The organism is Streptomyces aureus, from assembly GCF_001418135.1.
GTDB lineage: Bacteria > Actinomycetota > Actinomycetes > Streptomycetales > Streptomycetaceae > Streptomyces > Streptomyces aureus_A.
On the sequence record NZ_LIPQ01000484.1, the window covers coordinates 1 to 4,419 of the forward strand.

6 protein-coding genes are annotated in these 4,419 nt (G+C 71.4%); 2 read left to right on the forward strand and 4 right to left on the reverse strand.

What is annotated here, in order from left to right; translation table 11 throughout:
• Positions 1–968: sensor histidine kinase (locus tag AOK00_RS31440; protein ID WP_159041885.1), on the forward strand; the 968-nt coding region annotated here is incomplete at its 5' end.
• Here the strand turns inward: AOK00_RS31440 and AOK00_RS31445 are convergent.
• Both AOK00_RS31445 and AOK00_RS31450 read right to left on the reverse strand, forming a co-directional pair.
• A complete protein-coding gene (locus AOK00_RS31445) occupies positions 947–1,639 on the reverse strand; it encodes a response regulator transcription factor (protein ID WP_055603592.1) in 693 nt (230 codons plus the stop codon). The genes AOK00_RS31440 and AOK00_RS31445 overlap by 22 nt on opposite strands.
• A gap of 160 nt (positions 1,640–1,799) precedes the next feature.
• Positions 1,800–2,603, reverse strand: a complete 804-nt coding sequence (locus AOK00_RS31450; protein ID WP_055603593.1) for an exodeoxyribonuclease III — start codon at positions 2,601–2,603, stop codon at positions 1,800–1,802.
• Positions 2,604–2,653: 50 nt separating this feature from the next.
• On the opposite strand from AOK00_RS31450, the gene AOK00_RS31455 reads away from it, so the two are divergent.
• On the forward strand, positions 2,654–3,133 hold the full coding sequence (locus AOK00_RS31455; RefSeq protein WP_055603594.1) for a GNAT family N-acetyltransferase: 480 nt from the start codon (positions 2,654–2,656) through the stop codon (positions 3,131–3,133).
• A gap of 81 nt (positions 3,134–3,214) precedes the next feature.
• On the opposite strand, the gene AOK00_RS39790 is transcribed toward AOK00_RS31455, so the two are convergent.
• Together AOK00_RS39790 and AOK00_RS31465 are read right to left on the reverse strand one after the other, a co-directional pair.
• Positions 3,215–3,832, reverse strand: coding sequence for a hypothetical protein (locus AOK00_RS39790; RefSeq protein WP_216822280.1), 618 nt, complete (start codon positions 3,830–3,832; stop codon positions 3,215–3,217).
• Positions 3,826–4,419, reverse strand: a 594-nt coding sequence (locus AOK00_RS31465; protein WP_159041886.1) for a hypothetical protein, incomplete at its 5' end; no start/stop codon positions are given. The genes AOK00_RS39790 and AOK00_RS31465, both read right to left, overlap by 7 nt.

Here is a 4,419-nt window from a genome sequence, read left to right on the forward strand (position 1 = left end):
CTTCCGAGGTCGCCCTCGCCGCCGTCCTCGCCGCCCTGCTGCTGGGCCGGGCCGTCCTGCGTCCGGTCCGCGCGATGACCCTGGCCGCCAAGGCGCTCGGCGAGGGCGACCTCGGAAGGCGGGTGCCCGTCACCGGACGGGACGAGATCGCCCAGCTCGGCGGGGCGTTCAACCGCATGGCCGGCTCCATCCAGGCCGGCGAGGAACGCCAGCGCCGCCTCACCGGCGACATCGCGCACGAGCTGCGCACCCCGCTCGCCAACCTCCGCGGCTATCTGGAGGCGCTGCGGGACGGGGTCGTCGAGCCGACGCCCGAACTCCTCGACTCCCTCCACGAGGAGGCCCTGCTCCAGCAGCGGATCGTCGACGACCTCCAGGACCTGGCCCTCGCCGAGGCCGGCGCGCTCACCTACCACCGCGCCGACGTCGACCTGCGCGAACTGCTGGCCGCCGCCCGCCGCGCCCACCGCGCGCGGGCCGAGGCGGCGGGCGTCGCCCTGGAGGTGGCGGCGCCGTGCGCCGTCTCCGTGCACGGCGACGCGGACCGGCTGCGCCAGGTCGTCGGCAACCTCGTCGGCAACGCGCTGCGGGCCACCGCGCCGGGCGGCACCGTCACGCTGGCCCTGGTCCCGCACGGCGAGCTGGCGATCGTGGAGGTACGGGACACCGGCACCGGAATACCGGCCGAGGACCTGCCCCACCTCTTCGACCGTTTCTGGCGGGCGGACGCCTCGCGCGGCCGGGCCACCGGCGGCAGCGGTCTCGGCCTGTCCATCGCCCGCCAGATCGTCACGGACCACCGGGGCACCATCGCCGCGGAGAGCACGGTCGGCGTGGGCACGACGTTCAGAATCGTCCTGACGGCCCTCCCGGACCGGGGCCAGGACGGGCGACGACAGGACGGGCGTGGGGACGGGCGACGTCAGGAAGGGCGCGGGGACGGGCGTCAGCCGTCGGAGAGCCGGTAGCCCCGCCCGTACACGGTCTCGACGCACCGGGCGGCCTCGGCGCTCCCCTCGCGCTCCAGCTTGCGGCGCAGGTTCATCACATGGGCGTCCACGGTCCGTTCCAGCACGTCCCGGTCGAAGCCGAAGACCCGCTCGATGATCTGCGCCCGGCTGAAGACCCGGCCGGGCTCACGGGCCAGCGCCTCCAGGATGGAGAACTCCTTCGAGGTCAGCGCCACCGGCCGGCCCGCAACCCGGACCTCGAAGCGCGCGGTGTCGAGTTCCAGCGCGCCGACCCGCAGCACGGCGGGCCCGTCGGCGCCGCCCTTCCTGGACCGGCGCAGCAGGGCCCGCACACGGGCGGTCAGTTCGCGGGGGCTGTACGGCTTGGTGAGGTAGTCGTCGGCGCCGAGGTCGAGGCCGAGGAGCATGTCCTCCTCGGTGGTGCGGGCGGTGAGCAACAGAATCGGGACATCGGATTCGGTGCGCAGAATGCGGCAGACGTCGAGGCCGTCGACGAGCGGCAGCATCACATCCAGAACGATCAGATCCGGTTTTACCGACCGGGCCCGTTCCAGCGCCGCGCGGCCGTCCGCGACGACCTGCACCGCATTTCCCTCACGTTCCAGATAAATCCGGATGAGCCGAGACTGTTTCACGTCGTCTTCGGCGACCAGAATGCGAGCGCTCAACGATTCTCCCCGACGCGACCGTGCCTGATCGCAGCACGGTAATACAGAAACGAACAGGCGACGGAGGGGCGGCCGAAATCAATCCCCCGGCCGCGGGCGCGCATCGCGGTACGACCGGGGCGGCGGGCGACGACGGGCGGACGCGTCCGCCGCCGCTCCCCTACAGCGCGTAGACGGCGGTCACGGGCGCGTGGTCGCTCCACCGCTCGGCGTGGGTGGCGGCCCGCTCGACGTACGCCTTGACGGCCTTGGCGGCGAGCCCGGGGGTGGCGATCTGGTAGTCGATGCGCCAGCCGGTGTCGTTGTCGAAGGCGCGGCCGCGGTAGGACCACCAGGAGTAGGGACCCTCCTGCTCGGGGTGCAGGACGCGCACGACGTCCACGTACCCCCCGTCGCCCTCGTCGAGCACCTTCCCGAACCACTCCCGCTCCTCGGGGAGGAAGCCGGCGTTCTTCTTGTTGGCCTTCCAGTTCTTGAGGTCGGCCTCCTGGTGGGCGATGTTCCAGTCGCCGCAGACGACGACCTCGCGGCCGTCGGCGGCGGACCGCTCCCGGAGCTCCTTCAGATACGGCAGGAACTCGCCCATGAACCGGTACTTCTCGTCCTGGCGCTCGGTGCCGACCTCACCGGAGGGCAGGTAGAGGCTGGCGACGGTGACGCCGGGCAGATCGGCCTCGACGTACCGGCCACTGGCGTCGAACTCGCTCGACCCGAAGCCCACGCGCACCCGGTCGGGCTCGCGGCGCGTGTAGAGGGACACTCCGGCGCGCCCCTTGGCGGCGGCGGGCGCGTGCACGGTGAACCAGCCCTCGGGGGCCCGCACCTCCGGCGGCAGCTGCGCCTCCTCGGCGCGCACCTCCTGCAGGCAGACGGCGTCGGCGGAGGTCCCGCCGAGCCACTCGACGAACCCCTTCTTTGCGGCGGCACGGAGACCATTGACATTCACGGACGTCACAGTGAGCATCCCGGGAGAATACCGACACCCCGCTTCCGCATACATGTACGATACTCCGCATGAACATCCGGCCCACGCCCTACGACCACCCCCACGCCGTCGAACTCGATGACGCGGTCCAGGCGGAGTACGCCGTCCGCTACGGCGACGAGGGCGACGCCACACCGCTGGACGCCGGGATGTTCGTCCCTCCCCAGGGCCTCTACCTCCTCGCGTACGACCCCGAGGGCAAGCCGGTCGCCACGGGCGGCTGGCGCACCCAGGACAAGAACGACGAGGGCTACGAGAACGGCGACGCCGAACTCAAGCGCATGTACGTGATCCCCGAGGCCCGAGGCCTTGGCCTGGCCCGCCGCATCCTCTCCGCCCTGGAATCCGACGCCCGCGAGGCCGGCCGCACCCGCATGGTCCTCGAAACGGGCACGGCCCAGCCGGAGGCGATAGCCCTCTACACGTCGAGCGGCTACGAACCGTGCGCCAAGTTCGGCATGTACCGCGACTACGAGAACAGCCGCTGCTTCGCGAAGCCGCTGATCTGACACCGCCACGGGCGACGCACCACGGAACGACGAACGGCGGGGGCGCCCGAAGACACCCCCGCCGTCCGCACTCAGGTTCCGTCAGAGCTGGAGCCGGTCCTTCCCGAGCCGGCCGTCGGCTCCCTTCAGGGTGACGTCGAGCCGCCCGTAGGTCCGATCGGGCAGCGTGACGTAGTAGACGTCACGGCCGGTCGTCGCGGGCGACAGCGTCCTGACGTGCGTCCAGGACAACACCTTGCCCTCGTGCTCGACCGAGGTCACCTCCGCCCCGGGTGCCACGGCGACCATGACGTACCACTCCGCGAAACCGGTGCCCGGTCCGACGAGCCCCGCCAGCTTCGACCCCCTGACGGGGGCCGCCTCCGCCGGGTTGCCGCAGGCGATCTCACGGGCCACGCCCGAGTCCGTCACCTGGGCGGTGCAGACCTTCCCCTTGGAGGTCTCCCACAGGTAGAAGCGGTAGCCGCCGGCCCGCCGGGCCAGGCTCACCCCGGCCTCGGTGACGGTCCCGTGCTCGGGAGGCGTCAGGCGGGCGGCGTGCGCCGCCCACTCGACCGGACCGTCCGTCGCGCCCGCCCCGGAGGTCACCGGAGCGGGGGCCGCCGGCGGCCGTGGGACGTCCTCCTGGCCGCCGCAGCCCGTGAGCAGCGCGGCCGAGAGGACGAGTGCCGTCCGTGCGAGGGGCCTCAGCCTCAGCAAGACGACTCCGAACGGCACGCGACCGTCTTGAGGGTCACCAGGTTCGGCGGGTCTCCGTTCCTGAACACGTGGGGTTCATAGGAGTGCACCTCGAACGCGGTCCAGTTCTTCGTGGAGGTACGTCCCCCCTTGTGGTAGTACACGGTGGTGTACTGCCGGAGATAGCCAGCAGGCGCGTACCCCGCGCGCTGCCCGGCCTTCCAGTCCGCTTGCTTCGCCGAGGCGAACGTGGTGGTCAGCGACTTGGTGTCGATGTCACGCCACGCCACCCCCGCTCCGACCTTCAGGCCGACGCCGACACTCACTTCGGCCTCCGCGAAGATGATCCCGCCCTTGCCCTTCGTCTCGCCGTTTGCGGAGAGCTCGAAGGTCCAGTTGTCGGCGAACTCTTGAGTGGTCGACACCATGTCGGCGTACGAGTAGGTGAATATCTCCTTGTAGTCCATGGACACGGTCCTGACGTTGGCACCGGTCGTGTAGTCCGTATGGCTGGTCTTCGGGCCCTCGATCGTGTAGTGATCCACCACGTCGGCCCCGCCGCTCGGCACCTCGGCACCGGCGGGGATGCCCGCCGGTGCCGAGGTGCC

Excerpts from the sequence above, each read along its gene's own strand:
- AOK00_RS31455 (WP_055603594.1), top strand. The coding sequence starts at position 2,654 with ATGAACATCCGGCCCACGCCCTACGACCACCCCCACGCCGTCGAACTC.
- AOK00_RS31450 (WP_055603593.1), bottom strand. The coding sequence starts at position 2,603 with ATGCTCACTGTGACGTCCGTGAATGTCAATGGTCTCCGTGCCGCCGCA.